This window comes from Micromonospora sp. MH99 (assembly GCF_021442385.1).
Lineage (GTDB): Bacteria > Actinomycetota > Actinomycetes > Mycobacteriales > Micromonosporaceae > Micromonospora.
In genome coordinates this window covers 18,784-44,557 of sequence record NZ_MUZA01000016.1, presented here as the reverse complement: position 1 = coordinate 44,557, position 25,774 = coordinate 18,784, and the positions used below count along the sequence as shown (strand labels likewise).

The window sequence follows — 25,774 nt, the reverse complement described above, 5'->3', positions numbered from 1 at the left end:
GGGCAGTCGCCGCCCCAGGTCCTAGCCCCACCTATGGGGCAGCTCGACAGCGTGTGCAGTAGCAAGGGGCGTTGCCGTCCGGGAGCGCGCGGCGAGCGCGACGGGCGGGGCAGCCCAGGCGCGTCACTCCACCCAGGAGCCGCCGCGCAGCACCCGCACCACGTTGAGGTCGTCGTCGAGCACGACCAGGTCGGCGCGGAGGCCGACCTGGAGGGCACCGACCCTGTCGCCCAGGTCGATGGCGCGGGCCGGGGTGGTGGCCACCATCCGGGCGGCGTCGGCCATCGGGATCCCGGCGTGCACGGCGTGCCGCAGCGCCGCGTCCATGGTCAGTGTGCTGCCGGCGATCGCCCCGTCGCGGGCGAGTCGCGCCACCCCGTCGGTGACCGTGACGGCCTGACCGCCCAACTCGTACTCGCCGTCGGCCATCCCCGCGGCGGCCATCGCGTCGGTGATCAGCGCGGCGCGGTCCGGGCCGACTGTCGCGGTGGTGAAGGTCAGGATGCCGTCGTGCAGGTGCACCCCGTCGGCTACCAGTTCACAGATCACGGTCGGCGCGTCGAGCATGGCCACCACCGGGCCCGGCTCGCGATGGTGCACGGGCCGCATGCCGTTGAACAGGTGCGTACCCACGCTCGCGCCGGCCGCGATGGCGGCGCCGGTCTGTTCGTAGGTGGCGTCGGTGTGGCCCACGGCCGCCACCACGCGGTGGGTGGTGAGCAGCTTGATCGCCTCCAGCGCGCCGTCGCGTTCCGGGGCGAGGGTGACCATGCGGATCGCGCCCCGACCCAACTCGATCAGCTCGGTCAGCTCGTCCGTGGACGGGTCGCGCAGGTACTCCGGGTTCTGTGCGCCGCAACGGGCCGCGGAGAGGTAGGGGCCCTCGAAGTGGACGCCCGCCAGCACGCCCTCGTCGACCAGCGGCGCGAACGCCTCGGTGGCCGCGCGCATCACCGCAAAGGGCGCGCTGACCAGGCTGGCCAGCAGCGTCGTGGTGCCGTGCGCCAGGTGGAAGCCGGCCGCGGCGCGCGCCTGGTCGGCGTCCCCGGTGGTGAAGGTGTGCCCGCCGCCGCCGTGGGTGTGCATGTCGACGAAGCCCGGCAGGATCCAGTGTCCGTCGCGGACCGACGGATACTCGGCCACGGCCGTGATGCGGTCGCCGTCCCACTCGACGCAGCCCTGCCGGATGACACCGGTCGGGGTCACCACTTTGCCGTTCACCCGTACGGTCATCGCTCCTCCTGATGGTCAAGGACGCGGGCGGCGTCCGTGTCACGGACGCCCGCGGCGTCCAGCGCGAGCAGGGCGGCGCCGAGGCAGCCCGCCTCGTCACCGAGGGCCGCCGCGACCAGCCGCGGCTCCCGGTGGAAGGTCATCCGCTCGTGCAGCGCCGCTCGCAGCGGGCCGAGAAGGCCGTCGCCCGCCTGGGCCAGGCCGCCGCCGAGCACGATCGTCGACACGTCGAACAGCGCCTGCCCGGTGGCGAGGCCGTCGGCGAGGGCCTCGACCGCCTCCTGCCAGACCCGGCTGGCGAGGGGCTCACCGGCGGCCGCCCGCTCGGCCACGATGGCGGCCGTCACGGCGGCACCGGGCGTCTGCTCCGCGCCGTCGCCGGCCAGCTCGGCGTAGCGACGGCCGATCGCGGCCGCCGAGGCGATCGCCTCCAGGCAACCGGGTCGCCCGCAGCCGCAGCGCGGGCCGTCGGGACGGACCATGATGTGGCCGATCTCCCCGGCGGCGCCGTGCGCACCGACGGTGGCCGAGCCGTCGACGACGTGCGCGGCGGCGATGCCGGTGCCGATCGCCACGAAGAGCACGTGGTCGGCGTCGCGCCCGGCGCCGAGCCGGGCCTCGGCGAGGCCACCGACGCGCACGTCGTGGCCGAGCGTGGTGAGCAGCCCGAGCCGCGCCACCGCCAGGTCCCGCAGCGGTACGTCCCGGAAGCCCACGTTCGCCGACCAGACCGCGACCCCGCGTGCCTCGTCCACCACTCCGGGGACGGCGATGCCGACGGCCATCGGGGTGAGGCCGTCGGCCCGGGCCTTGCCGATCAGCCCGTCGGCCACGTCGAAGATGGTGTCGATCACGGCGGCCGGGCCGCGCGCGGCGTCGGTGGGGTGCCGCTCGGTGCGTACGGCGACGCCGTCCGGTCGGACCAGGGCGCACTTCATGCCGGTGCCGCCGACGTCCAGCGCCACGACCACCCGGTCATCGCTCACGGCACCGCTCATGGCGCAGGCTCGGTTCGCGACTGCGGGGCTCGCAACCCCGGCTCACTCCTCGCGCTCACGGCGCAGGCTCGGTTCGCGACTGCGGGGCTCGCAACCCCGGCTCACTCCTCGCGCTCACGCCAGCACCACGGACCGGCTGAGGTGCCGGGGCGCGTCGGGGTCGAGGCCCCGGCTGGTCGCCAGGGCGACCGCGAAGCGCTGGGCCAGGATCAGGTCGGCCATCGGGTCCACCGGCGTACGACCGGCGGACCAGCTGCCGAGCACCGTGCGCCAGCCGTGCGTACGGCTGTGCACGAAGGCGGCGCCGGTGGCGGCCACGTCCTCGGGTAGCCCCTCGGGCAGCTCGCCGAACGCCCACACGAGCCGCCCCGGTGCGGCGATCGAGATGGGGCCGTGCCGGTAGTCCATCGCCGGGTACGCCTCGGCCCAGAAGGTGGCCGCCTCCCGGCACTTCAGCGCGGCCTCCTGGGCGAGGCCGACCGTCCACCCCCGGCCGAGGAAGGTGGCCTGGCCGATGGTGGCCGGATCGATCGGCAGCGGGGAGCGCACCGCCACCTCGGCGTCGGCGGCGAGCGCGGTCACCGGGTCGCCGAGGTGTGCCCGGAGCAGGGCCAGCGCGGTCGTCGCGAAACGGGTCTGCACCACCGACCGCTCGTCGGCGAACGGCATGGTCACCGCGGCCGTGGCCAGGTCGACCGCCGGCGCGGCCGGGTCGCCGACGATGACTGTGGTGGGCGTACGGCCGCGCAGCGCGGCGAGCAGCTCCAGCACCTCGGTGGTGGTGCCGGAGCGGGTGATCGCGATCAGTCGGTCGTAGTGGCGGCCGGCTGGGAACTCGGACGCCTGGAACGCGTCGGTCTCGCCCTGGCCGGCCTGCTCGCGGCGGGCCGCGTACGCCATCGCCATGAACCACGACGTGCCGCAACCGACGACGGCGACCCGCTCGCCGGGGCGGGGAAGGTCGCCGCGTACGGCGCCGGACAGCTCGGCGGCCTCCCGCCAACAGTCGGGCTGGCTCGCGATCTCCGCGTCCACGTACGCCATGGGAAACTCCTCGCCGGGCCGACCTGTCTGCGCAATACGGCTCGTTACACCCGTATTTCGCGCGTTATTCTGCGCGAAGCGGGGTGGTCGTGGCAACCGCCCGGCCGATCGCGCAGATGAGCCTTTTGCGCCAGGCTAGTTTCGCGCACTAGTGTGCACGCAATCAATCACCGAGCGTGCAGTTGCTGGGAGGGCCCCCGCGGTGGACCGGTACGCCAGATGGAACGCCCTGCTGGAGATGCTGACCGACAACGGCCGGGTCAGCGTCGAGGCGGCCGCCGAGCGGCTGGACGTCTCCCAGGCCACCATCCGACGTGACTTCGACCAGCTCGCCCAGCAGCAGATGATCACCAGGACCCGGGGTGGCGCGGTCGCCAACGGTGTGTCGTACGACCTGCCGCTGCGCTACAAGACGGCCAAGCACTCGGCCGAGAAGCAGCGGATCGGTGCCGCCGCCGCGGCGCTCGTCACGCCCGGCACCGTGGTCGGCCTCAACGGTGGCACCACCAGCACGGAGGTGGCCCGGGCCCTCGCCGTACGACCGGACCTGAACACCAGCGCCGAGGGTGCCCAGCTCACGGTGGTGACCAACGCGCTGAACATCGCCAACGAGTTGCTCGTGCGGTCGCGGATGAAGGTGGTGGTCGCCGGCGGGGTGGTGCGGCCGAAGTCGTTCGAGCTGGTCGGCCCGCTGGGCGGTGCGCTGCTGCGGGAGGTCACCCTGGATGTCGCGTTGCTCGGCGTGGACGCGATCGACCCGCAACTCGGCGCCGCCGCGCACCACGAGGGTGAGGCGGCCATGAACAACCTGATGGTGGCCCGCGCCAAGCGGGTCGTGATCATCGCGGACTCGTCCAAGTTGGGCGGTCACGCCTTCGCCCGCATCTGCCCGGTCGAGCGGGTCGAGACGCTGGTGACCGACTCGGGGGCGGCCCCGGAGGTCGTGGACGCCTTCCGGGCGGCTGGCGTGCAGGTCGTCTGCGCCTGAGTGGTAACACTCCGTAGCTGAAACGCATCGATCGGCGTGTCGATGCATACCGGGTATTGCGCGGCGCTGCATACCGCGTATGGTGTCGGCTGTCACGCCCACCATCGGGGGAGGTGCAGCTTGCCAGCTGTCCTGGAGATCGAAGGTCTACGTAAGACGTACAAGAGTCGTCGACGCGGCACCCGCAACGCGCTCGACGGCTTCGACATGCGGGTCGACGCGGGGCAGGTGCACGGCTTCCTGGGCCCCAACGGGTCCGGCAAGACGACCACGCTGCGTACGCTGCTCGGCCTGATCCGGCCCGACGGTGGCCGGATGACGCTGCTCGGGCACGAGGTTCCTGCCGCGCTGCCCTCCGTCGCCGGCAACGTCGGCGCGATAGTCGAGAGCCCGCAGTTCTTCCCGCACTTCTCGGCCCGGGACACGCTGTCCCTGCTGGCCGGGGCCGGGGAGGTGCCCGCCACGCGGGTCGACGAGGTGCTGGAGCTGGTCGGGCTGCGCGACCGCGCCGGCGAGCGCGTCAAGACGTACTCGCTGGGCATGAAGCAGCGGCTCGCCGTCGCGTCCGCCCTGCTGAAGAACCCGACGCTGCTCATCCTCGACGAGCCGGCCAACGGCCTCGACCCGGGCGGCATCCGGGAGATGCGCACGTTGATGCGGACGCTTGCCGAATCCGGAATGACAGTGCTGCTGTCCAGCCACATCCTCGGCGAGATCCAGCTGATCTGCGACTCGGTCACCATCATCTCGCTCGGCCGACGGGTCGCCTTCGGCCCGGTCGACGAGGTGCTCGCCCAGCACTCGTCCGGCGCGGTCCGGGTCCGCCTGGAGGCGGTCAGCGACCTGCCGACGGCCACCGAGGCCCTCACCCGGGCCGGGATCCGGGTCACCGGGCACCCGGACCACCTGATGCTGAGCGGTGTCGACAAGCCGGCCACCGTGACCCGGCTGCTCGCCGAGCACAACCTGTACGTCAGCGAGCTGGCCCCGATCGCGGTCGACCTGGAGAGCGTCTTCCTCGAACTGACCGCCACCGCGCCGGTCCCCGGCCAGCACCGCCAGGTCGACGAGTCCACGAAGGTTGGTGGGACGGGTCAGCCCGGCGCCACCGCGGGAGGGTGGGGCGCGTGAGCCTCTTTCGGACGGAGCTGCGCCGGCTGACCAAGCGGCGCTTCACCCGCTACATGACGCTTCTCGGCCTGCTGGTGCTGGCCGCGGTGGTGGTCGGTGTCTTCTTCACCAACCACAAGATCGACGCCGGTCAGCTCGCCAAGGCCGAGCGTCAGGCCGACCAGCAGTACCAGGAGCAGGTCCGCTGGAGCGAGCAGGAGCGGGTCAACTGTGAGCAGGCCAAGACGGCCGGCACGCCGAACGACGGCCGCTACCCCGACGACTGCTCGGTGATCACGGCCCCGTCGCGGGACCAGATCGAGGCGGAGTGGTTCCTGCCCTCGACGTTCAACTTCCGCAAGACGTTCGACGAGACACTGGTCCCGTTCGCGGCGATCCTCGCCCTGGTCGGGTTCGTCATCGGCGCGTCCTTCGTCGGCGCCGAGTGGAGCACCGGCGGCATGATGAACCTGCTGCTCTGGCGGCCGAAGCGGCTCACCGTACTGCTCACCAAGCTGGCCGCGCTGCTCACCGGCATCCTGGCGGTGACGCTGCCCGCGGCGGTGCTGTGGTTCGCCGGGTTCTGGGCGGTGGCCAGCTTCCGGGGCAGCACCGAGAAGATGACCTCGGGTGCCTGGCAGTCGTTCGCCCTGACCGGGGTACGCGGCGTGGCGCTGGTGCTGGTGCTCACCACCATCGGCTTCGCGCTGGCCTCGCTGGGCCGGCACACCGCGATGGCCCTCGGTGGTGTCGTGGCCCTCATGGTGGTCGGCCAGTTCGGCCTGGGAATTCTGCTGTCGATGGCCAGCGTGAAGTTCGCCGAGGCGTGGTTGCTGCCCACCTACGCCCTGGCATGGATGACCAAGAAGGTGACGCTGCAGGACTGGGACGCCTGCAACGCCACCTACTCCGGGGAGTGCAAGCCGGACACCATGGACATCACCTGGCAGCAGTCGTCCGTACTGTTCTCGATCGGGGTCGTGGTGATCCTCGGCGCAGCGCTCTGGACGATGCGTCGACGCGACATCACCTGATCGACGTCACGGAGTCAACGGCGCGGCCGGCCCCACCGTCGGGTTTCCGACGTGCGGAGCCGGCCGTGCCGGCTGCTGCGACAGTGGTCGGCCCTGGCTAGGCTGAACGTCATGCCCGCCGACGCCGCGCCGACCGCTCCCGAGCCGTCCACCGACGCTCGTCCGGGCGAGCTGGCCGGCGGTGTCGCGGCCAGCGTCCCGACCCCCCGCCCGGCGCCGCCCGTCGAAAGCACCGACGACGCCCTGCCGGCCGGCACCGAAGCGGCAGACGACGAGACGGCCGCCGCCACGGCCGCGCCCCCGGCGGGCCTGACCGCGCGCGAACTGGCCATCCTCGCCTTCGAGCAGCAGTGGTGGCGGCACGCCGGCGCCAAGGAGCAGGCCGTCCGGGACACCTTCGGCGTCTCCTCCACCCGGTACTACCAACTGCTCAACGGGCTGCTGGACAATCCGGCGGCGCTCGCCGCCGACCCGGTGCTGATCGGCCGGCTCCGCCGGCTCCGCTCGTCGCGCGCCCGCAACCGCCGTCGCTGAGCCCGCCGGCCCTACTTCTTCTCGTACCCCTGCAGGCCGTTGCCGATGGCGAAGAACGTCGGCGCCCACTCGCCGATGAAGATGCCCCACCGGTCCGCGCGCGCCACACCGGCCCGCTCCAGGTGCCTGGACAGGAACCAGCTGGTGAACGACAGGCCGATGCTGGCGAAGCCCGCCATGTACATGTGTTCCGCCTTGAGCCCCGATTCGTGCAACCGCTTCAACATGCGATCCCCCTGACGCTGTGGACGGTCTGCGCGGTCCGGACGCCGCCGTCCGCGATCCGCCGGACTCACCGTTCCTGCCGGGTCCGGTTGTCCGGAGACTCCGGAGATGGCTGTTGCTGACGCTACCGTCCGTGCTGCCTCCGATGCGGTCCGTTGGCCCTGATCGGTGGTCTTTCCCCGTCGGCCCGTCGACCGGCTCGCATGTCGGCGGGCCCGGCGGGTAGGCGACGGACGTTCCGGGGTCGCCAGGCGACCCAGCACCCAGGAGGGGAGCGGGGCATGACGGCAACGAACCAGAGCGGCACACCGAGCGGTAGCGGGCAGCAGGCCCGGCAGGAGGCGTCCCGAGTCGGCCACCAGGCCACGCAGGCCGGTGGGCAGGTCGCCCACACCGCCGCCGACCAGGGCGGGCAGGTGGCCGCCGAGGCGCGCAGACAGGCCCGGCAGCTGACCGGCCAGGCCGGCGGACAGCTTCGGGAGCAGGCACAGACGCAGCAGCGGCGGGCCGCCGAGGGCCTGCGCGACATTGGTCGTGAACTGGGGTCGATGGCCGAGCGGGACGGTGATTCCGGGCTGGCCGGCCAGGCGGTACGCCGGGTGGCTGACGCCGCCCAGCAGGCCGCGGGCTGGCTCGACGAGCGTGAACCCGGCGAGGTGCTCGACGACGTGCGCAGTTACGCGCGACGCCACCCGGGGACCTTCCTGGCCGGCGCGGCAGTGGCCGGGCTGTTGGTCGGACGGCTCACCCGTGGCCTGACGGCGTCGGCCTCCGGCAACGGCGGGAGCCCGGGCACGCCGAGCGCCCAGCCCGCGCCCCAGGGCACAGCTCAGTCGGCCCCGCAGGGCGCAATGGCGGAGACCGGTCAACAGCAGCCGTACGTGGGGGCGGCGCGGGCGCAGAACGTCTCGCCCGCCGGTCGGCCGCAGTCGGACCTGCCCGGCGGGGTGGCACCGTGAGCGCCCCGGAGAAGGAGCGGACCCAGGCATCGGTTGGCGACCTCCTCGGCGACGTGACCCGGGACATGTCCACCCTGGTGCGCAAGGAGGTCGAACTGGCCAAGGCCGAGCTGCGCGAGGAGGTGACCCAGGCGGGCAAGTCCGGCGGTATGTTCGGCGCTGCGGGGCTGGCCGGGTTCCTCGCCGTGCTCTTCGTGTCGTACGCCGTGTGGTGGGGGCTTTCCAACGCGATGGACCAGGGGTGGGCGGCGCTGATCGTCGCGATCCTCTGGGCCGCCGTCGCCGGTGGCCTGTTCCTCAACGCGCGTACTCAGCTGAAGCGGGCACGTGCGGTCCTGCCCCGAACGAAGCAGACCGCCCGGGAGTTGCCGGACGCCCTGCGGGGCCGGTGACCGAGTCGGTAGGGAGAGCACACAATGTCCAATGATCCGGATCGGATCCGGCGGGAGATCGAGACCACCCGCAACGAGTTGAGCAGTGACGTCGACGCCCTGGCCGACAAGGTCAACCCGCGTCGGATCGCCGGTGACAGCGTCGGGCAGGCTCGCGGCGCTCTCACCCGAGCGAAGGAGAAGATGATGGGCAGCTCGAATCACCTCGGGCAGGAGGCCGGCCAGCGGATGTCGTACGCCGCCGGTTCCGTGCGCGACGAGACCCGGTCGCTCGGGCAGCAGTCCCGCGAGCAGGCGCAGGGCAATCCGTTGGCAGCCGGGCTGGTCGCCTTCGGCGTCGGTCTGCTGGCCGCATCGCTGATTCCGCCGAGCGGGCGGGAACGGCAACTCGCCGGCCGGGCGAGGGAGATGGTGAGCGAGCACTCGGGTGAGCTGCGCGAGCAGGCGAGCCAGGTCGGCCACCAGATGCAGGACAACCTGCGGGAGCCCGCGCAGCAGGCGGCCCAGTCGGTGCGCTCCAGCGCCCAGCAGGGGATGTCCGCGGTACGCGACCAGGGTCGCTCGGCCGCCGGTCAGGTGCAGGGACAGGCGCATGCGTCCGCCGACCAGCTTCGGCAGCGCTGATGCGACGGGGCCGGCGCCGATGATGCGGGTACGCTCCGCGTCCGCGCCGGCCCCGGGCCGGTCGGTCAACGAGGACCTGGTCTTTCAGTTCGGCCCGCTGGTCGGCGTCCTGGACGGCGCGACAGTGCCGGACGGCTTCGACACCGGCTGCGTCCACGGCCCGGAGTGGTACGTCCGACACCTGGCGGCCCGGCTCGGTGTGGCCGAGGCGGCCCGTCCGGCGGCCCGCCTGACGAGCAACCTGGCAGCGGCCATCCTCGCCGTCCGCGCCGACCACGGTGGGCAGTGCGATCTCGACCATCCGGGCACCCCGTCCAGCACTGTCTGCCTGCTGCGGGACTGCGGCGACCAGGTGGACTACCTGGTGCTCTGCGACAGCCCGTTGGTGCTGGACGTCGGCGGGCAGGTCAGCGTGGTGACCGACGACCGGCTGGACACGGCGATGGCCGAGCTGCGGCAGACGGTCGCGACCGTGCCGGCCGGCGCGGCGGACCCGGTCGCGCGGTTCCGGCACGCGGTGGGCGTCCAACGGGAGCGGATGAACCGCACCCACGGCTACTGGGTGGCCGCCGCCGACCCCGACGCGGCCTTCCACGCGGTGACCGGGACGGCGCCCCGGCGCGGTCCGGCTGCCCTGCGTCGGGCCGCGCTGCTCAGCGACGGCGCGTCCAGTGCGGTCGAGCAGTTCGGACTGACCGACTGGGCGGGGTTGCTGGACCTGCTGAGCGTCGAGGGGCCAGCCGGGCTGCTGGGCCGGGTCCGCGACGCCGAGCGCGATCATCCCGACCGGCTGCGAAGGCACAAGCCCACCGACGACGCCTCGGTGGTGTTCTGCGACTTCGGGGTGGTCGCCCCATAGGCCAGATGACGACGGAGCGTGAGGAGAAACACCCTAACCGGCCGACCGGCCGGTACGGGTGACCGGACCGCCAGTGGATGTCCAATGGGGTGGACTTCGGCCGATGAGGCCGGCAGACTGCGGCACGTGGCGGGTGCGGTCCGGCTTGAGCCGGTGGACGAGCAGAACTTGGAGCCATTGCTCTCCGTAGCGGCTGCCGAGGCTGAGCCGGGTGAGGTGATGCCTCCGGTCGAGGCTCCCGCTGGCTGGTCGCTCGCCCGCCGGGAGGCGTTCCGTGAGTTCCACCGGGCGAGTTTCGCCGGTCTGGACGGCCCGACCGGCTCCCAGATGTACGCGATCCTCGTCGGCGGCGAGGTGGTCGGCATGATCCGGATGACGCGCTGTGACGAGCCGGGCACGGTGGAGACCGGCATGTGGCTCGGCCTGTCGGCGCGTGGTCAGGGGATCGGCGCGGCGGCCCTGCGGGAACTGCTCAACGTCGCCGCCCGCGCGGGCATGCGAGCCGTGGTCGCCGAGACGACGTCGGACAATGTCGGCGCGGTGGCAGTTCTCGAAAAATGCGGTGCGAAACTGCGTGAGGACGGCGGAAAGGTGCACGCCGAAATCTGTCTCGATTCAACGCCTCCCGCTCTCTGAAACCGCTCCACTCTTTCGTCGTCGTTGGTGTCTTCCCTGCTCAAGACCGCCTGAAAGTCCTGTCTGTGCCGCTGGGTGCCGTCTTTCCGAATGTCTCCGGTGCCGCGCTCACGGAAATTGTCGGAGCGGTTTCGCGGCAATTCCCCCGGGTACTGCCCGCCGGGTCCGCAGATACGGGACGTCTGATCGAGGGCGTGGCGCGCGCTATTCCCCGGTAGCCCTTCTCCGGCCCCTGCACGGGCAGACGTCCCGGACCCACCGGGGAGCGAGGGAGACCTGATGAAGACCGGAACACGAATCGGGCTGGCGGTGGGCTTCGGCTACCTGCTGGGCCGCCGTCGCAAACTGCGTACCGCCCTGACCCTGGCCGCGGCGGTGGCCGCCGGCCGGGCGAGCCGCGACCCGGGCGGTCTGCTGAAACGAGGTGGCGACCTCCTCCAGTCGTCCCCGCAGTTGAGCAACCTGAGCCGGCTGGGCGGGCCGCTTGTCAACGCCGGTCGGTCCGCCGCGACCGCGGCGGCCGGCAGCGGCGTCGACGCGCTCACCGGCCGGCTGCGCGGCTCCGCCGACGCGCTGCGCCGCCGCACCGGCAACAGCGGCGGTGACGGCGACAACGGCGGGAGACACCAGACCGGGAGGCCTCGGCGACAAGCTCCGCGGCCAGTTGGCCGACGAGGTGCGCAACCTGGCCGGGGCGATCGGCGATCGCGCGGTGAGCGTGGTGACGGAGCGGATCACCGGTGCGACGGGCCGCCTGAGCGAGTACGCGCGCCAGGGCGGAGGACCGGGCCTGATCGCCGCCGCCACCGGCGCGCAGAAGCTGGCCGAGGGCGGCTCACCGATGAAGGCGATGGTGCATGCCGGGGTGGCCGGCGGTAAGGAGAAGGTGATGTCGGCTCTCGGCCGCGTGGGCGGCAAGGGCGGTAAGGGCGGCAAGAAGCAGAAGGTCACCAACATCGTCGAGACGATCGAGGTCGGTGTCCCGGTGCGGGCCGCGTACAACCAGTGGACGCAGTTCGGCGACTTCCCGAGCTTCATGAAGAAGGTCGAGCAGGCGGAGAACGACGAGGCCGAGAAGATGACCTGGAATGCGCAGGTCTTCTGGTCGCACCGGACGTGGGAGTCGACGATCATCCGCCAGGTGCCGGACCGGCTCATCCACTGGCGTTCGAAGGGCGAGAAGGGCTCCGTCGACGGCACCGTCAGCTTCCACGGGATCACCCCCGACCTGACCCGCATCCTGGTGGTGCTCGAGTACCACCCGCAGGGCCTCTTCGAGCACACCGGCAACCTGTGGCGGGCCCAGGGCCGGCGGGTGCGGCTGGAGTTGAAGCACTTCGTCCGGCACGTCATGACCGAGGTGGCGCTCGACCCGGACCAGGTGCAGGGCTGGCGCGGCGAGATCCGCGACTCCCAGGTGGTCAAGGACCACGAAACCGGCCTGCGCGAGGACCGGGAGCAGCGGGAGCGCGGCCGGGAAGGGCGCGGCCAGGCTCGGACCGAGCCGGAGGACGAGGAGTACGCCGACCAGGAGCAGCCCGAGGAGGAGCCGCGCCGCCGGCCCGGCGGGCGACTGCGCCAGCGGCCACCCCGGCGACCGGCCGAGCCGGAGTACGACGAGGAGTACGAGGCGTACGAGGACGGCTACGACGAGGGGTACGCGGACGAGCCCGACGAGGAGGAGCCGCCGCCGCCACCCCGTCGTCGTGCTCCCGAGCGGGCCCGCCGCCTGCAGCCGCGCGAGGAGCCGCAGCGGCCCCGGCCGCCGGTGCGCCGGGGATCGGAGCCGCCGCGCCGACCCGTGGTACGCCGCCGTCGGGAGGAGGAGGAGTGACGCTCGCCTCCGGCGGTGACGCCGTCGGCGGGGCCCTGGAACGTGTGGAGGGTGCCGCCGGCGGGCTCGCCGACGTCGTGGAGACGGTGCTCGACAAGGGCATCGTGATCGACGCGCAGGTGACGGTCGGGGTCATCGGCATCCCCCTCGTGGAGATCAACGCCCGGGTGACCGTGGCGAGTATCGAGACGTACCTGCGGTTCGCCGAGGCGGTCGACCGGCTCGACCTCGACCCGGGCGAGGGCGAGGGGCTGGCCGGTCTCGTCGGGGGCGTCACCGGTGCGGTCCGCGAGGTCACCGGTTCGGTCCGGGACGTCACGGGCTCCGTGCGGGACGTCACCGACGACGCCACCGGCACCGTGCGGGACCTCGGGAGGGGCTGACATGGCGGACGACACGGGACTGTTCATCTACGGGCTGGTGCCGGCGGACGTGGAGGCGACACCCGACGCGGCCGGGGTCGGCGACCCACCCGGCGAGGTGACTGTCATCCGGCACGGAGACCTCGCGGCCCTGGTCAGCGAGGTGCCGCTGGACGCGCCGCTGGGCCAGTCGGCGGACCTGCGGGCGTACCAGGAGCTGCTCGACGGGACGGCGGCCGTGGCGCCGGTGCTGCCGGTGCGCTTCGGCACCGTCGTCACCGGGCCGGACGCGGTGCTCGACCTGCTCCGGCCACACCACGACCGGTTCGCCGCCGCGCTCGCCGAGTTCGAGGGCCGGGTGCAGTACGTGGTGCAGGGCCGCTTCGACGAGCGGGCGTTGCTGCGCGCCGTCCTCGACGAGAACCCGAACGCCGCTCGGCTCGCCGAGCAGGTACGGGGTCGGGGCGAGGCGGCCAGCAGGGAGCCCCGGATCCGGCTCGGGGAGCTGATCAGCCAGGCTGTCGAGTTGCGCCGTGAGGCGGAGAACCGGCGGCTGCTCGACGTCACGGCCGAGTACGTGGTGACCACGCAACTGCGCCCGCCGACCCACGAGATGGACGCGGGGCACGTGGCGCTGCTGGTGGACACCGACACCGAGGCCGACCTCATTGACGTGCTGGAGCAGTACGCCCAGGACCGGCGGGGGCTGCTGCGGCTGCGACTGCTCGGGCCGCTCGCCCCGTACGACTTCGTCGACGCCCACCAGTTGGCGGGCTGACGGTGGACCTGCTCTGGGCGCTGCTGGCCCTGCCGTACGCCCCCGTGCGCGGGTTGACCGCAGTGGTCGCCGTGGTGGCCCGGGAGGCCGAGTCGCGTCAGCGGAACCCCGTGAACGTCCGGCGCGAGCTGGAGGAACTGGACGCCGCCGTGGCGGCCGGCGAACTCAGCGCCGAGGAACGCGACCGCGCCGAGCAGCGGGTGCTGGACCGGCTCACCGGGGGAGCGGGCCGGCGTTCCGAGGGCTCGGCGTCCGCTGACGGACGATCTCGTGGCCCCGTCCGGGAGAGGAGAGTGCGCCGTGACCGACGACGCGAGGGCCCGCGAGCGTGAGCCGGCCGACGAGGATTACCTGCAGCCCGTGTCGGCGGCCGAGGCGGCTCGCGCGGGCCTGCGGCAGCTCGTCGAGTTGACCGGCCGCGAGCCCTCCGTGACCACGTCGCTGGAGCCCACCGAGGACGGTTGGCTGGTCGGGGTGGAGGTGGTGGAGGCACGCCGGATCCCCAACTCGACAGACCTGCTCGGCCTGTACGAGGTGGAGTTGGACATCGAGGGGAACCTGCTCGGCTATCGGCGGGTGCGCCGCTACCAGCGCGGAAAGGGTGAGGTGGGCTGAGATGACCGCTGGGCAGCCGCCCTCGGTGGTGCAGAACTCGGGCCAGGTGCTGCCCGCCGGCCACGAGCCGGCCAACCTGGGCGACATCCTGGAGCGGGTGCTCGACCGGGGCATCGTCATCGCCGGGGACATCCGGGTCAGCCTGCTCGACATCGAGCTGCTGACGTTGAAGCTGCGGCTGGTCATCGCATCGGTGGACACGGCACGCCAGATCGGCATCGACTGGTGGGAGCACGACCCGTGGCTCAGCTCCCGTGCCCGCCCTCCGGTGGAGCCGGGACCGCGCGATCCGGAGCAGGTCGAGGCGGAGCGGCGGCCCCGGGTGGCGGCCCGGGCGCGACGTCGCGACGCCGAGGTGGAGGAGTGGGATGAGTTCGACGGCTGAGGTGGCTCCGGACCGGCGTGCCGCGGTGACCGGGGTCTGGCTGCACGGCGTGGTGCGGGACGTCGACCGGGTGGCGCTGGCGACGGTCGCCGGGATGGGTGGCGTTGCGGTCCGCGCGGTGTCGGCCGCCGGGCTGGTCGCGGTCGTCAGCACCGCCCCGCTCGACGAGTACGGCGAGGAGCCGCTGCGCCGCAACCTGGAGGACCTGGCCTGGTTGGAGCGGGCCGCGCGGACGCACCATGCAGTGGTCGAGGCGCTCGCCCGACAGGGGCCGGTGGTGCCGGCCCGACTCGCCACCGTGCACACCGACGACGGGCGGGTCGCCGCGTCGCTCGCGGCCCGGCGGGCCGAGCTGTCCGCCACCCTGGCCCGGTTGACCGGGCGCGGCGAGTGGGGCGTCAAGGGCTACCTGGTGCCGGGGGCGTCCGTGCCCAGCGTCGCTTCCGGGGCGGGCGGCGGTGGGGTGGGGACGGCGTACCTGCGCCGCAGGCGTGCCCAGTTGACCGCCCGCGAGGAACACCAGCAGGTGGCGAGCGCGGCGGCGGACGCCGTGCACGTCGCCCTGTGCGAGGTGGCCGTGGCGGGACGCCGGCACGCCCCACAGGACCGGCGACTCTCCGGCGTGTCCGCACCGATGGCGCTCAACGGGGCGTACCTCGTCGACACCGCAGCGCTGCCGCGCTTCAGCGACCTGGTCGGCTCGTTGGGCACCCGTCATCCGGGCCTGCGGCTGGAGCTGACCGGGCCGTGGCCGGCGTACTCCTTCGTGGCGGAACGGCCGGAGCCCGCCGGCGCCGGCGGGGAGTCGCGGTGACCACCGCTCTCGCGCCGAGCAGCGCGGACGATCCGCTGGCCTACCGGCCGGTCGCCCTGGTCGACCTCCTCGACCGGGTGCTCGCCACCGGCGTGGTGATCAGCGGCGACATCACGTTGTCCATCGCCGACGTCGACCTGGTCCGGATCTCGTTGCGGGCGCTCGTCGCGTCGGTCGGCGCGCTGACGCCACCGGAGGTCGGATGACCGGCCGGGACGATGCGGGCGAGTTGATCGCCGCGCTCGACGCGCAGTCGTGGCGGCCACCCCGGGTCACGCCGTTGGACCGCCGGATCGCGGTGGACCGTGACTCGGTCGAGCGGGGACTAGCCAGCCTGGTGCTCACCGTCGTTGAGCTGCTGCGCCAGCTGATGGAGCGGCAGGCGCTGCGCCGGGCGGACCTCGGTGACCTCACCGAGGAGCAGGTGGAGCGCATCGGGGTCACCCTGATGGCGCTGGAGGAGCAGATGGCGGGGCTGCGCGAGCACTTCGGTCTGGCCCCGGAGGACCTGAACCTGGACCTCGGCCCGCTCGGCCCGCTCCTCCCCACGGACTGACCCGTGCCGGACTGACCCGCGCCGGATCGACCCGGGCTGGGACGGTCGGCGGTGACCCGGACGGGCCACCGCCGACCGCGCCCGATCAGGCCGGGAGACGGACGATGTCGTAGTCGACGTCCGGGCCGGGTTCGACGTCGAACCGGCCGTTCACCACGTACAGCGCCGAGCCGAGCAGGTCGCCGGTGGCCGGCGACCGCAGGGCCGGACCGGTGATCTCCCGGCGCACGACCCCGGCGGTGTAGTCGGCGTTCAGCCCGACGACAGCGATGACGTTTGTCAGGTTGCGGATCACGTAGAGGGTGTGACCGCGCAGCACCAGCCCGTCGGCCCGGTCCACCGAGTAGCCGCCGAGGTCGAAGACACGGCTCGCGCCGGTGCGCGGGTCGACGCGTACCAGCTGGCCGGTCAGCATCTGCGCGACCAGCAGGTCACCGTCGGGCAGCGCCACGATCCCGTTGTTGAACGCGTCGGGCGTCGCGGCCGGGCCGCGCAGCGGCAGGACCCGCGCGGCGCCGGCGGCGGGCAGCCGACCGCCCGGAAGCAGCGGTACGACGTACAGCGCCGGTCGGGCCGAGTCGGTGAAGTAGACGGCGCGGCTGGTGACCACGAGGTCGTTGACGATGCTGCCCGGCTCGTCGGTGAACTGGTAGTGGGCCAGTTGGGCGCCGGTGCCGCCGTCGTGGACGCTGGCTCCACCGGAGGAGAAGTCGGCGGTCCACAGCCGGCCCTGCGGGTCGAGCTTGAGACCGGCCTTCTCCCGGCCCGGCGCACCCGGGATGAGCACCGAGCCGCGCCCGGTACGGACGTCGCCCCGCCAGACCGCGCCGTTGCCGACCGAGCCGACGTAGACGGTCGTGCCCCGACCGATGGTCAGACCCTCCGGGCTGAACCCGTCCGGCAGGGCGATCCGGGACGGGAACGACGGCGTCGGGTGCGCCGCCGCCGCCGAGCCGACAGTGGTGAGGGTGGCCGCGGCCACCAGAGGGACGACGAGAAGAGTGAGGAGCCTGCGCAAGAGGAACACCGCCTGTCGTCGAGTGGATCTCTCCACTGAGGAACGTGCCGCTCTGGTAACGCGCCGGGTACGGCAAAAGGTTGGGCGCGGCGCTCAGTCCCTGCCGGCGGCGTACGCGGCGAGCCAGGCGACCTGGGCCGCATCGAGCGACGGCCGGACCCGTTCGCGGGCGGCCGCCACGTGCGCGGCGGTGACCGTGGCGGCGGCCAGGGACTCCCGCATCGCCGCGAGCGCCGCCTCCCGGACCACCGCCGCGCAGTCCGCCGCCGAGAAGCCGGTCAGCTCCGCGCCGAGCGCGGCCAGGTCGACGTCGGGCGCCAGCGGCACGTGCCGGGCCGCGGCGCGCAGGATCTCCGCGCGGGCCGGCCCGTCCGGCGGCGGCACGTAGACCAGCCGCCCCAACCGACCGGGTCGCAGCAGCGCGGGGTCGACCAGGTCCGGCCGGTTCGTGGCCCCGACCACCACCACGTTGCGCAGCGTCTCCACCCCGTCCAGTTCGGTGAGCAGAGCGGCGACCACCCGATCGGTGGTGCCCCCGTCGGTCGCCTGCCCGCGTACCGGCGCCAACGCGTCCACCTCGTCCAGGAAGATCAGCGTCGGGGCGGCCTCCCGGGCGCGGCGGAACAACTCGCGTACCGCACGTTCGCTCTCGCCCACCCACTTGGAGAGCAGCTCCGCGCCCTTCACCGAGAGCACGTTCGCCCGTCCCGAACCGGCGAGCGCGGTGACCAGGTAGGTCTTGCCGCAGCCGGGTGGGCCGTAGAGCAGCACGCCGCGCGGTGGCTGCACGCCGAGGCGGGCGAACGTGTCCGGGTAGGTCAGCGGCCACAGCACCGACTCGGTAAGTGTCTGCTTGACCTCGTCCAGACCGCCGACGTCGTCAAGGGTCACCGACGCCAGCTCCAGGGTGGACGCCGCCATCGTCGTCGGCCGGACCACCTCCAGGGCGGCGGTGAAGTCGGCCATCGCCACCGTCGGCGTCCGCGCGGACTTCTGCCGCAGCGCGGCGCGTACCCCGGCCTCCCGGACCAGCGCGGCCAGGTCCGCCGCCACGAACCCGGGGGTACGCCCGGCCACCTCGTCCAGCCGGACGTCGTCGGCGAGCGGCACCTGCCGGGTCAGCACGGTGAGCTGCTCACGGCGCAGGGCCGGATCGGGCAGCGGAACGCTGATCCGCAGCGACAACAGGTCCGGTGCGCGCAGCGCCGGGTCGACCGCCTCGGGCCGCCCGGTCGTGCAGACCACTGCGACACCCGCCCGGACGGTCTGGGCGAGCACCTGCCGGAACACCGTGGCCAGCGGGCCGGGCTCCTCCGCAGGTGCCAACGCCTCCACATCGGTGACCAGCAGCACCGCGGGTCCGCCGGCCCGAACCGTCGTCGCCGCCGCGCGCAGCCGGTCGGCCGCCGCCTGGTTGGTCAACGCGGCCACCTCGGGCGCCCACAGCGGGTGGACGCGCGCGCCCACCCGGGCGGCGACGGCCCGGACCAGAGCCGACTTCCCGGAACCGGCCGGCCCGGAGAGCAGCACGCCCAGCGAGATGGTGGTGCCCAGCCGGCCCAGCACCTCCCGGTGGTGAAAGCCGAGATCGAACAGCTCGGTCAGCTCCTCGGCCTGGGCGCGCAGGCCGGGCAGCTCGTCCACGTCGGGCACGTCGCCGGCCGCGTCCACCGTCGGGGCCGCGCCGGACGCCGGGGCCGCGACGGGCTCGCCGTGGGTGGCCGGGCCGTGCTCCCAGGCGACCACCGTGTCCATGGTGACCAGCGAACCGGCGGACTCCTCGACGGCGACCACGGTGAGCAGGGTGCTGGTCCACGCGAAGCCGACAGTGGTGGCGAGGCTGCGCCGGGCCGCCTCGACGAGGCCGCGCGTCGAGGCGTCCGGCAGCACGTCCTGCGGCAGCAGCGACACGTCGTCGCCCGTCGTGACCACCTTGCCGAGCAGGGCGAGCCGGAGCATCTCCGGGCTGACCGACGCCAGCACCTGCACCGGCCCGGTCACCGTGACCCGGGCCGCCGGGGTCAGCGGCAGCGGCGACACCCGCACCGGAGCGCCGTCCCGCAGGCCCAGGTTGCCCAGCGTGAGGTCGTCGGCGTACAGCAGGGCGCTGCTCGCGCCCGACCCAGCAGCGGCGACGATCCCGGCGGTCTCCCGGCGGCCCGTCAGTCGCACCGGGTCGCCGGGGCGCAGCCCCAGCGCGGTCAGCGCCTCCGGGTGCAGCCGCACGATGCCCCGTCGGGCGTCCAGCGCCGCGGGCCGCAGGCTCGCCGTCAGGGTCAGGTCGGGTTGGGCCACCGCCCGACCGTAGCCGCCGTCAGCACGTCGGCGCGGTCAGCGCCGCGGATCCAGCTCATCCAGCAGCGACGGATCCCGCCGGATCAGCTCTGCCAGCCGGGCCGCCGGGTCCGGGGTCAACCCGTCCGGGCCGGGTGCCCACGCCGGAACCGTCCGACCGGACAGCGGCCAGGACGGCGGGGGTTGCACCGGGGCCGCGGGCGGCTCCGGACCGACCGTGACGTCCGGGCCGTTCCAGGAGACCCGCAGCGGGTACGTCCGACCGTCGTGCTCGACGCGGACGGTCACCGCCAGGCCCGGGTGGGCGCCGACGACCTGGCGGACGGCCTCGGCCACCTCCTCGACCGGACCCCACCCGACGACGTCGCCGGGGCTCTCCGGTTCCGCGTGGCGACCATCGTGCCGGGCGGGCCCGGCGTTGCGCCCGCCCGTGGCGGCGCCCTGCCCGGCGGTCGGGCCCGGCGGTGGCGCGGTGTCGTCCCGATCGGTGACCCGCCGGCGCAGCGCCTCCTCGCGCCGGGCCAACCGGGCCAGCGTCTCGTCCAGGTCGCCCCTCACAGCTCACCCCTTCCCGCCACGGCCGGAGCCGGTCGGCTCAGGCCTTCCTGTCCCGGGTGGCCCGGTCCAACGCCCGGTCCAGGACGACCAGTAGAGCGTCCCGTACCGAGAGCCGGTCCCGGGCGTCGAACTGCACCAGGGGAACATGATCGCCGATGGCGAGCGCCCACCGGATCTCGCCGAGTTCCAGGGCCAGTCGTCCGTCGAACGCGTTGACCCCGACCACGAACGGCAACCCGGCCCGCTCGAAGAAGTCGATCGCCGGGAAACAGTCGTCCAGTCGGGAGCTGTCGACCACCACCAGCGCGCCGAGCGCACCCCGGGCCAGGTCGTCCCACATGAAACCGAACCGCGCCTGCCCGGGAGTGCCGAACAGGTAGAGCTTCAGGCTGCGGTCGATGGTCACGCAACCAAAATCCATCGCCACGGTCGTGGTGGTCTTGGTCGACCGTATGCCCGGGTCGTCCACGCCGATGCCGGCGCTGGTCATCTCGGCCTCGGTGGTCAGCGGGGCGATCTCGGAGATCGCCCCGACAGTGGTGGTCTTGCCCACGCCGAACCCGCCGGCGACGAGAATCTTGACCGGCACGGGGGGCGCCGCTGGTGGCCGGTTGGGCGGCCCGTCGCCGGCCGGCGGCCGGTACGGCGGTGGTGGGCCCGGCGGCGGGGGCGTGGCACGCCCGAGCGCCGGAGGAGTTCCCGGGGCCGTGCTGTAGCGGGCGGTGGCGCTGTTGCCGGCGAGCCCTCCGATCGGGACGCCCGGCCATTCAGGAGATCGCACGAAGTCCATCAATCACTCGCAGGATGAGGTCGGGGTCGAGGGCGTCGTCGGCGTCGGTGACGTGCACGTCCAGGTGCCCGGCGGCCCGCAGGTCGCCGACCAGGACCCGGGTCACGCCGAACTGCAGCCGGGTCCGGGCGGAGAGTTCGGCCACCGAGATCGGCTCGGCGCAGAGCGCGATGATCGCCTGGAGCTCCGGCGCCAGCAGGCCGACCGGCGGTTCGGTCCACCGGCCGCCGTCCGGGCGCAGGGTCACCTGCGTCTCCAGCCCGATCGCCGGATCCGCGCCGGCCACCCGCCCGGAGGTGAGCACGAACGGGCGCGGACCTGTCGGGCCGCCACCGCTCTGCTGCGGCTCCGGCGCCGCCGGCACGCCGCCCCCACCCGGGTGCGGCGTGCGCAGGTAGGGGCGGATCCGGGTCCCGGGCCCCGGGTCCGGGTCCTCGCCGGCGACGTCGGGGGTCACTGCTGGACGGCGTTCTTCAGCTCGGCGATCAGTCGCGGGGTCAGCGCACCACCGGCCCGACCGGCGAAGAGCGTCATCTCGTACGCGACGGTGCCCAGGTTCGCCGACCGGTCGGCGACGACGCCGAGTACGGAACCACTGCTGATCGCGCTGATCAGCAGGTAGCCGTCGGCCATGTCGACGATCACCCGGTTCAGGCCGCCGAGCGCGTACCAGCTGGCCGCGCCGCCGGCGAGGCTGGTCATGCCGGAGACCACTGCGGCCAGCCGCTCCGCGTTGGAGCGGTCCTTGATCGCCGACATGGCCATCAGCAGCCCGTCCGAGGAGACCGCGATCGCCTCCAGCACCCCGGCTGTGCTGGAGGTGAAGGAGTCCAGCAGCCAGTTGAACGTGCGCGCCTCGGGACTGAGGTCCCCGACGGCGCCGGGCTGGCTCTGGTGTTCGACGTTGTCGTGCAGGAAGGGGCTGGTCACCGTGATGATCCTTCTTCGTTCCGACGGTCTGGGCTGACTTCGCGGAGAGCACGGGCGACGCCCGCCTCGAACTCGGTGATGAGGTCGCGCACCTCGGCCGGATCCCCGAGGTGCTGGCTGGGCGGCTGGCAGGGTGGGGAGACCGTGAGGTTGGCGCCGGGCACCCGGCGGCTCAGTCGGGGACGGATCCGGGCGGGTCCGGCGGTGTCCGCCACCGTGGGGCCGAGGCCGCCCGGGGTGGCCGGCAGGTCGACCGTCTCGCCTGGATCCTCCGGCGTGGGGCCGGCGCTGGTGGTCGGCTCGGTGGCCGTCCGCATCGACCACTGCCCGACGGGGCGACCGGCGGCCGGCGGGACGCTCAGCTCGGCCCGGCGTACGCCGGACTGGAACGCCTCGACAAGTGCGCGAGCCGCCTCCGGGTCGGCGCTGCTGGCGTCGGCGGGCCGGGCCGGCGTGGCGGTGGCCGGGAGGCTGGCACCGGGCACCCGCTGCCGGATGCGGGGGCTGGCGGTCGCACCCGCCGCCGTCGCCGGGCTGTCCGTGGCGGCGGCCGGACCGGGTGCCGTGGCGGCCGGACCCGCTGCCGTGGCGGCCGGACCCGGTGCCGTAGCGGCGGGAACGCCGGTGTCGACGATTTCCCGCGCGCCGAACGCGTCCCAGGACTGGCCCGACTCCAGGCTGCGGGTGGCCCGGCTGAGCAGGTCCGTGTCGAATCCGGCAGGTGCCGCGACGGCGGCGCGGGTGCGGGTTTCGCGGGCGGAGTCGAGAGCGGGCCGTCGGCCCCGGTCCGGCACGGCCGCCCGGGCGACAGTCGCCCCGGCCCGGTCGGCGCGGCGCAGCACCAGCGACGTCTGCGGGATCTCCACCTGCGCGGTCACCCCGCCGCCCGCGGTGGCGGCGAGGCTCACCTCCCAGCCGTGGCGGCGGGCGAGCCGGCCCACCACGAAGAGGCCGAGCACCTCGGTCGGCGCCAGGTCGAGACGTTCGCGCCGGGTGAGCCGGGCGTTCTCCTCGGCCAGTCGCTGCTCGCTCATGCCGATGCCGTTGTCCACCACCGTGATCCGGGCGCCCCGCCCGGACGTCTCGCCGGCCACCAGCACCCGGGTGTGCGGCGGGGAGAAGACTGTCGCGTTCTCCATCAGCTCGGCCAGCGCCAGGACGAGGTCGCCGACGACCGCCGGAGCGGCGGCGATGCCCGCCGGCACCTGCACCTCGACGCGGGTGTAGTCCTCGATCTCGCCGAGCGCCAGCCGGACCACGTCGGCCAGCGGCACCGGCGCGGTGTGCGCGTCGGCGCCGGCCGAGCCGGAGAGCACCACCAGGCTGCCGGCGTTGCGCCGCAGCCGGCTGGAGATGTGGTCGAGCCGGTACAGGTGTTCAAGGCGGCCCGCGTCGGCCTCCTGTTGCTCCAGCCGGTCGATGAGCGCGAGCTGGCGACTCACCAGATTCTGCGTACGCCTGCCGACGTGGCCGAACATCTGCGCCACGTTGCGCCGGCCGGCGACCTGCCGCTCGACCAGCTGGGCGGCGGTGTTCTGCACCCGGTCGAAGGCCTTGGCCAGGTCACCGATCTCGTCGTTGGACCGGATGACCACCGGTTCCAACCGGACGGACTGGACGTGCTCCGTCTCGTCGTCGGTGACCCGGACCAGCTCCGCCTCGGCGACCCGGGCGACCCGGTCGGCGGAGCGGGTGAGCTGACTCAGCGGTCGGGCCACCGTGCGCGCGACCGCCGCGCTGAGCAGCACCACAAGCGCCAGGATCAGCGCCGCCGCGGCACCCACCAGGTACGCGGCGGTAAGCGCCCGCCGCTGGTCGGCCTTCACCTCGGCGAGAACGTCGGCGACGATCTTCTTCTCGACGAACTGGCCGAGCCGGATCATCGTGCGGACGGCCGGGAAGAGCGCCTCCAACGGCACGTCGCGGACCGCGCCGGCCGGGTCCCGTGCGCTGGTGATCAGGAAGTCGGGGCTGGTACGCGCGGCCACCGCGGCGTCGTTGAGCTGGGCCACCTTGAGCTGCTCCGGAGTGATCAGGCTGCGGAAGCGCGCGTTGTCGACCTGAAGCGCGGCGATGCACGCCACGTAGCCGGCGGTGGTGTCCGGAGTGCCGATCGCCTTGACCAGGATGCTCAGGGTGGCGCAGGTGCCGATGCCCTCGTCGGCACGCAGCAGCCCGTCGAGGGCGAGCACCTGGCGGCCGGGCAACGTCTCGGTGTCCACGTTGAAGACCAGCCGTAGCGACCCGATCAACTCTTTGTTGACGGGGCCGAACGCGTCCATGACCTGGCCGGGGTTCGCGGACCGACCCAGCACCGCCCTGCGGAGGTCGCCGAGCCTGGACACCCCGTCGAGCGCGTGGTCGACCTGCTCGGTCAGCGCGTCGCCGCCGTCGGCACGCAGGTCGGCCACCCGATCGTCCACGTCGGCGGCCTTGCGGATCACCTCGGAGCGGTCGACGCGGCGCAGGAGGAAGCCGACCGACAGGATGCGTTCCTGTTGCAGGTCCTGGACGAGGCTGCCGACCCGGCTGGCGAGCCGCACCTGCTCGGTGATGTCGGCGGCGCGTTGCGCGGCGGCCACCCGGTCCAGCACCACGGGCACCGCGAGGCCGACCATGCTGAGTAGGGGGATCACCACGAGCAGCGCGAGCTTTCCGCGGATTCGAAGCCTACCGAGAAGCATCGAACGGCCCCCACTGCGCGAGGATCGGCTCGTGGGCCGCACCGACCGGTTGCAGCGGTCGAAGCTCGGCCGGTTGGCCGGTCGGGGCTGACGGTTGCCAGGGGTCGCCGGGCGGCGGGGTGGCGGGGTTCCCGGCGTCCGGCGTGGCGGCCCGTCGACGTGCGCGTCGACCGGCGGCGATCAGTATCCAGGCGAGCCAGGCCAGCAGCAGGAAGGCCGCCACGCCCGCTCCGGCGGCCAGCCAGCGGTCCCGGGCCAGCCCGTCGCTCCGCTCGGTGAGCAGGGCGTCCAGTTCGCCGAGGATGACCGGCTGGAGCTGGCGCGCGGCGTTGCGGGAGTTGAGTGCCGCGGCGGTCAGTTGACCCTGGTCGACGGTGCCTCCACCGCTCGGGGTCGAGTACAGGGCCAGCGCCTCCACCGACCGCTGATAGGCGTCCAGCGGGGTCAGCACGTTGGCGCCCAGGTCGGTGCTCTCCGAGCTGTCCACGGCGGAGCGCAGGTTGTCGACCACCTCGTTCGCGGGCAACAGGGCGGACACCCGCAGGCCGGTCAGCTCCATCAGGCTGCGGGGCCGTTCGGCGGCCGGCCGTCGGGTGGCGAGCGCACCCAGGTCGGCGAGCCGGCCGGCGGCCACCACCGCCTCGGGCAGCTTCTGGCCTGCGCTGTCCTGCAGGAAGAAGGAGTCGGCGCCCGGGTCACGGCCCAGTCCCGAGCTCTCCCGGACCTTGCGGTGCAGGGCGAGCAGCAGGTCGGTGACCTCGCCGTACGCGGTGTAGGCGGCCTCCGGGTCGGCGGGGCTGCGGTCGCGCAGCGCCTCCACCTTGGCCCGTAGCCCGGCCCACCGTTCCTGGCTGCGCAGTTTCCCGCCGATGCGGGCGTCCACCGTGGCGGCCTGCTCGACCGCGCGGCTCAGCGGCTCGCCGGGAACGGGGCGTCCGGCCACGGCCGCGGACTGGGCTTCCACAAGTGCCTCGGTGACCGGGACCAGGGCGCGCAGGTACTGCACGCCGAGTCGTTCGGAGTCGGCAAGGCTCCGGTCGTCACCGGTGTGCCGCCAGGTGGATGCGAAGAGCAGCCCCACCGGTGCCAGCAGCGCGACGATGAGCAGCAACGGCATCGACCGGCCCAGCATGGACGTCCGTCGACGGGCCCGCGGCGCGGGGACTGTCATGGTGTGTCTCCTCCGGCGTCGGGCGGGGGAACTGCGCGGCGTCGGGCTCGCCGACAGGTCCCGTCCACCGGACCGGAAAACTAACCGAACCCTGTGGGGGTCAACCGGTTGCCGGTGAGTCAGGTTTGCGTCAGTTCGAGCGATGTCACCGTTCGTCAGGGTTCCGAGCACGCTGTGTTCCGTCGATGTGTGTGACATGAAGGGATCGAGGGGGATATCCGCGGAAGATCGGAATTCACGGGATCCGAACTCAACTCACCCGGCCGCGGCGGAGGATGGGCGGTCGCACCGGAGTGGATCACCGATTGGAGCAACCGGACGGACGTACGGCGGATCTCAGCCAACGCT

The 25,774-nt window shown here is 73.4% G+C and carries 28 protein-coding genes and 2 pseudogenes; 18 read left to right on the top strand and 12 right to left on the bottom strand.

Annotated elements, in window-relative coordinates; translation table 11 throughout:
• Window positions 1-123: 123 nt before the first annotated feature.
• The 3 genes from nagA to B0E54_RS11470 form a co-directional block, all read right to left on the bottom strand.
• A complete protein-coding gene (gene nagA / locus B0E54_RS11480) occupies window positions 124-1,233 on the bottom strand; it encodes an N-acetylglucosamine-6-phosphate deacetylase (protein ID WP_234583350.1) in 1,110 nt (369 codons plus the stop codon).
• The gene (locus tag B0E54_RS11475; protein WP_234583349.1) at window positions 1,230-2,231 is read right to left on the bottom strand and encodes an ROK family protein; all 1,002 of its coding nucleotides are present in this window, start codon (window positions 2,229-2,231) and stop codon (window positions 1,230-1,232) included. The genes nagA and B0E54_RS11475 overlap by 4 nt, the downstream gene beginning before the upstream one ends.
• Window positions 2,232-2,345: 114 nt before the next feature.
• Window positions 2,346-3,275, bottom strand: coding sequence for an SIS domain-containing protein (locus B0E54_RS11470; RefSeq protein WP_234583348.1), 930 nt, complete (start codon window positions 3,273-3,275; stop codon window positions 2,346-2,348).
• 202 nt (window positions 3,276-3,477) lie between these two features.
• Between B0E54_RS11470 and B0E54_RS11465 the strand changes: the two genes are divergently transcribed.
• From B0E54_RS11465 to B0E54_RS11450, 4 genes are all read left to right on the top strand, one after another.
• Window positions 3,478-4,263 (top strand): DeoR/GlpR family DNA-binding transcription regulator, encoded by a 786-nt coding sequence (locus B0E54_RS11465; protein ID WP_053654382.1) that lies wholly within the window; start codon window positions 3,478-3,480, stop codon window positions 4,261-4,263.
• 120 nt (window positions 4,264-4,383) lie between these two features.
• Entirely contained in the window at window positions 4,384-5,394 is a 1,011-nt protein-coding gene (locus B0E54_RS11460; protein ID WP_255786846.1) for an ATP-binding cassette domain-containing protein, read from the top strand.
• The gene (locus B0E54_RS11455) at window positions 5,391-6,407 is read left to right on the top strand and encodes an ABC transporter permease subunit (protein WP_234583347.1); all 1,017 of its coding nucleotides are present in this window, start codon (window positions 5,391-5,393) and stop codon (window positions 6,405-6,407) included. The genes B0E54_RS11460 and B0E54_RS11455 overlap by 4 nt, the downstream gene beginning before the upstream one ends.
• Window positions 6,408-6,518: 111 nt before the next feature.
• Window positions 6,519-6,941, top strand: a complete 423-nt coding sequence (locus tag B0E54_RS11450) for a DUF3263 domain-containing protein (protein WP_234583346.1) — start codon at window positions 6,519-6,521, stop codon at window positions 6,939-6,941.
• A gap of 11 nt (window positions 6,942-6,952) precedes the next feature.
• Here the strand turns inward: B0E54_RS11450 and B0E54_RS11445 are convergent, their stop codons facing one another.
• On the bottom strand, window positions 6,953-7,168 hold the full coding sequence (locus tag B0E54_RS11445) for a hypothetical protein (protein WP_234583345.1): 216 nt from the start codon (window positions 7,166-7,168) through the stop codon (window positions 6,953-6,955).
• A gap of 279 nt (window positions 7,169-7,447) precedes the next feature.
• Here B0E54_RS11445 and B0E54_RS11440 point away from each other — a divergent pair, with 279 nt between their 5' ends.
• From B0E54_RS11440 to B0E54_RS11375, 14 genes and pseudogenes are all read left to right on the top strand, one after another.
• Complete coding sequence (locus tag B0E54_RS11440) at window positions 7,448-8,125, top strand: hypothetical protein (RefSeq protein ID WP_234583344.1); 678 nt, start codon at window positions 7,448-7,450, stop codon at window positions 8,123-8,125.
• Window positions 8,122-8,517, top strand: coding sequence for a phage holin family protein (locus B0E54_RS11435; RefSeq protein ID WP_234583343.1), 396 nt, complete (start codon window positions 8,122-8,124; stop codon window positions 8,515-8,517). Before B0E54_RS11440 ends, B0E54_RS11435 begins: the two co-directional genes overlap by 4 nt.
• Window positions 8,518-8,541: 24 nt before the next feature.
• Window positions 8,542-9,141 (top strand): DUF3618 domain-containing protein, encoded by a 600-nt coding sequence (locus tag B0E54_RS11430; RefSeq protein WP_234583342.1) that lies wholly within the window; start codon window positions 8,542-8,544, stop codon window positions 9,139-9,141.
• Complete coding sequence (locus tag B0E54_RS11425) at window positions 9,110-10,000, top strand: hypothetical protein (RefSeq protein WP_234583341.1); 891 nt, start codon at window positions 9,110-9,112, stop codon at window positions 9,998-10,000. The genes B0E54_RS11430 and B0E54_RS11425 overlap by 32 nt, the downstream gene beginning before the upstream one ends.
• Window positions 10,001-10,126: 126 nt before the next feature.
• Window positions 10,127-10,636, top strand: a complete 510-nt coding sequence (locus B0E54_RS11420) for a GNAT family N-acetyltransferase (RefSeq protein WP_234583340.1) — start codon at window positions 10,127-10,129, stop codon at window positions 10,634-10,636.
• A gap of 601 nt (window positions 10,637-11,237) precedes the next feature.
• Window positions 11,238-12,470, top strand: a complete 1,233-nt coding sequence (locus tag B0E54_RS11415) for an SRPBCC family protein (RefSeq protein ID WP_234583339.1) — start codon at window positions 11,238-11,240, stop codon at window positions 12,468-12,470.
• Window positions 12,467-12,685 (top strand): annotated as a pseudogene (gene gvpJ / locus B0E54_RS32910) (gas vesicle protein GvpJ); the annotation flags it as partial. The gene B0E54_RS11415 and the pseudogene gvpJ (B0E54_RS32910), both read left to right, overlap by 4 nt.
• A gap of 169 nt (window positions 12,686-12,854) precedes the next feature.
• Complete coding sequence (locus B0E54_RS11405; RefSeq protein WP_234583337.1) at window positions 12,855-13,610, top strand: GvpL/GvpF family gas vesicle protein; 756 nt, start codon at window positions 12,855-12,857, stop codon at window positions 13,608-13,610.
• Window positions 13,611-13,612: 2 nt separating this feature from the next.
• Window positions 13,613-13,942 (top strand): gas vesicle protein GvpG, encoded by a 330-nt coding sequence (locus tag B0E54_RS11400; protein ID WP_234583336.1) that lies wholly within the window; start codon window positions 13,613-13,615, stop codon window positions 13,940-13,942.
• Window positions 13,911-14,225, top strand: coding sequence for a gas vesicle protein (locus B0E54_RS11395; protein ID WP_234583335.1), 315 nt, complete (start codon window positions 13,911-13,913; stop codon window positions 14,223-14,225). The genes B0E54_RS11400 and B0E54_RS11395 overlap by 32 nt, the downstream gene beginning before the upstream one ends.
• A 46-nt stretch (window positions 14,226-14,271) precedes the next feature.
• Window positions 14,272-14,427: pseudogene (gene gvpJ, locus B0E54_RS32905) on the top strand (gas vesicle protein GvpJ); the annotation flags it as partial.
• 166 nt (window positions 14,428-14,593) lie between these two features.
• Complete coding sequence (locus tag B0E54_RS11385; RefSeq protein WP_234583333.1) at window positions 14,594-15,424, top strand: GvpL/GvpF family gas vesicle protein; 831 nt, start codon at window positions 14,594-14,596, stop codon at window positions 15,422-15,424.
• Window positions 15,421-15,630, top strand: coding sequence for a gas vesicle protein (locus B0E54_RS11380; protein ID WP_234583332.1), 210 nt, complete (start codon window positions 15,421-15,423; stop codon window positions 15,628-15,630). Before B0E54_RS11385 ends, B0E54_RS11380 begins: the two co-directional genes overlap by 4 nt.
• The gene (locus tag B0E54_RS11375) at window positions 15,627-15,980 is read left to right on the top strand and encodes a gas vesicle protein K (protein ID WP_234583331.1); all 354 of its coding nucleotides are present in this window, start codon (window positions 15,627-15,629) and stop codon (window positions 15,978-15,980) included. The genes B0E54_RS11380 and B0E54_RS11375 overlap by 4 nt, the downstream gene beginning before the upstream one ends.
• 85 nt (window positions 15,981-16,065) lie before the next feature.
• Here the strand turns inward: B0E54_RS11375 and B0E54_RS11370 are convergent, their stop codons facing one another.
• From B0E54_RS11370 to B0E54_RS11335, 8 genes are all read right to left on the bottom strand, one after another.
• Window positions 16,066-16,998, bottom strand: a complete 933-nt coding sequence (locus tag B0E54_RS11370) for an SMP-30/gluconolactonase/LRE family protein (protein ID WP_234583330.1) — start codon at window positions 16,996-16,998, stop codon at window positions 16,066-16,068.
• A gap of 93 nt (window positions 16,999-17,091) precedes the next feature.
• Window positions 17,092-19,293: an AAA family ATPase gene (locus tag B0E54_RS11365; protein ID WP_234583329.1), complete on the bottom strand. Its 2,202-nt coding sequence runs from the start codon at window positions 19,291-19,293 to the stop codon at window positions 17,092-17,094.
• Window positions 19,294-19,329: 36 nt separating this feature from the next.
• Complete coding sequence (locus tag B0E54_RS11360) at window positions 19,330-19,851, bottom strand: hypothetical protein (RefSeq protein WP_234583328.1); 522 nt, start codon at window positions 19,849-19,851, stop codon at window positions 19,330-19,332.
• A 37-nt stretch (window positions 19,852-19,888) separates the two neighbouring features.
• The gene (locus tag B0E54_RS11355) at window positions 19,889-20,641 is read right to left on the bottom strand and encodes an ATP/GTP-binding protein (protein WP_234583327.1); all 753 of its coding nucleotides are present in this window, start codon (window positions 20,639-20,641) and stop codon (window positions 19,889-19,891) included.
• A complete protein-coding gene (locus tag B0E54_RS11350) occupies window positions 20,619-21,098 on the bottom strand; it encodes a DUF742 domain-containing protein (protein WP_234583326.1) in 480 nt (159 codons plus the stop codon). Before B0E54_RS11350 ends, B0E54_RS11355 begins: the two co-directional genes overlap by 23 nt.
• Window positions 21,095-21,571 (bottom strand): roadblock/LC7 domain-containing protein, encoded by a 477-nt coding sequence (locus tag B0E54_RS11345; RefSeq protein WP_234583325.1) that lies wholly within the window; start codon window positions 21,569-21,571, stop codon window positions 21,095-21,097. Before B0E54_RS11345 ends, B0E54_RS11350 begins: the two co-directional genes overlap by 4 nt.
• On the bottom strand, window positions 21,568-24,255 hold the full coding sequence (locus B0E54_RS11340; RefSeq protein WP_234583324.1) for a sensor histidine kinase: 2,688 nt from the start codon (window positions 24,253-24,255) through the stop codon (window positions 21,568-21,570). Before B0E54_RS11340 ends, B0E54_RS11345 begins: the two co-directional genes overlap by 4 nt.
• A complete protein-coding gene (locus tag B0E54_RS11335; protein WP_234583323.1) occupies window positions 24,242-25,426 on the bottom strand; it encodes a hypothetical protein in 1,185 nt (394 codons plus the stop codon). The genes B0E54_RS11340 and B0E54_RS11335 overlap by 14 nt, the downstream gene beginning before the upstream one ends.
• Window positions 25,427-25,774: the final 348 nt, after the last annotated feature.

Bases quoted from the DNA above. Each gene is read 5' to 3' on its own strand.
- B0E54_RS11405 (WP_234583337.1), top strand. From the start codon at position 12,855: ATGGCGGACGACACGGGACTGTTCATCTACGGGCTGGTGCCGGCGGAC.
- nagA (WP_234583350.1), bottom strand. From the start codon at position 1,233: ATGACCGTACGGGTGAACGGCAAAGTGGTGACCCCGACCGGTGTCATC.
- B0E54_RS11375 (WP_234583331.1), top strand. From the start codon at position 15,627: ATGACCGGCCGGGACGATGCGGGCGAGTTGATCGCCGCGCTCGACGCG.
- B0E54_RS11450 (WP_234583346.1), top strand. From the start codon at position 6,519: ATGCCCGCCGACGCCGCGCCGACCGCTCCCGAGCCGTCCACCGACGCT.
- B0E54_RS11440 (WP_234583344.1), top strand. From the start codon at position 7,448: ATGACGGCAACGAACCAGAGCGGCACACCGAGCGGTAGCGGGCAGCAG.
- B0E54_RS11475 (WP_234583349.1), bottom strand. From the start codon at position 2,231: ATGAGCGGTGCCGTGAGCGATGACCGGGTGGTCGTGGCGCTGGACGTC.
- B0E54_RS11355 (WP_234583327.1), bottom strand. From the start codon at position 20,641: ATGGACTTCGTGCGATCTCCTGAATGGCCGGGCGTCCCGATCGGAGGG.
- B0E54_RS11425 (WP_234583341.1), top strand. From the start codon at position 9,110: ATGCGTCCGCCGACCAGCTTCGGCAGCGCTGATGCGACGGGGCCGGCG.
- B0E54_RS11340 (WP_234583324.1), bottom strand. From the start codon at position 24,255: ATGCTTCTCGGTAGGCTTCGAATCCGCGGAAAGCTCGCGCTGCTCGTG.
- B0E54_RS11445 (WP_234583345.1), bottom strand. From the start codon at position 7,168: ATGTTGAAGCGGTTGCACGAATCGGGGCTCAAGGCGGAACACATGTAC.
- B0E54_RS11470 (WP_234583348.1), bottom strand. From the start codon at position 3,275: ATGGCGTACGTGGACGCGGAGATCGCGAGCCAGCCCGACTGTTGGCGG.
- B0E54_RS11430 (WP_234583342.1), top strand. From the start codon at position 8,542: ATGTCCAATGATCCGGATCGGATCCGGCGGGAGATCGAGACCACCCGC.
- B0E54_RS11335 (WP_234583323.1), bottom strand. From the start codon at position 25,426: ATGACAGTCCCCGCGCCGCGGGCCCGTCGACGGACGTCCATGCTGGGC.
- B0E54_RS11385 (WP_234583333.1), top strand. From the start codon at position 14,594: ATGAGTTCGACGGCTGAGGTGGCTCCGGACCGGCGTGCCGCGGTGACC.